The organism is Gilvimarinus gilvus, assembly GCF_030518155.1.
Classification (GTDB): Bacteria; Pseudomonadota; Gammaproteobacteria; order Pseudomonadales; family Cellvibrionaceae; genus Gilvimarinus; species Gilvimarinus gilvus.
Genome location: NZ_JAULRU010000461.1, coordinates 1 through 313 on the forward strand (window position 1 = coordinate 1; position 313 = coordinate 313).

1 protein-coding gene is annotated in these 313 nt (G+C 65.8%); it reads left to right on the top strand.

Features of this window, described 5'->3' with window-relative positions; all coding sequences use genetic code 11:
• A partial coding sequence (locus tag QWI17_RS08880) for an outer membrane lipoprotein (protein ID WP_302722161.1) occupies positions 1-313 on the top strand: 313 nt, incomplete at both ends.

Below are 313 nucleotides of genomic sequence, written 5' to 3' on the forward strand. Positions count from 1 at the left end.
CCATGCGTAAATCCGCTTTGCTGGTGGCAACCTTTACCACCATGTCGCTGCTGCTAGGGGGTTGTGCCTCGAGCCTGACCGGCGATAGCTACTCCCGTGATGAGGCCCGCCGCGTGCAAACCGTACGGATGGGCACTATCGAATCCCTGCGCCCGGTCAAGATCGAGGGTACCAAGACCCCGATCGGTGGTGGTGCGGGCGCCATTGTCGGTGGTGTGGCGGGCAGCGCCGTCGGCGGTGGCCGTGGCAGCATCGTTGCCGCAGTCATCGGTGCCGTTGCCGGTGGCCTGGCGGGTTCCGCTGCCGAAGAAGG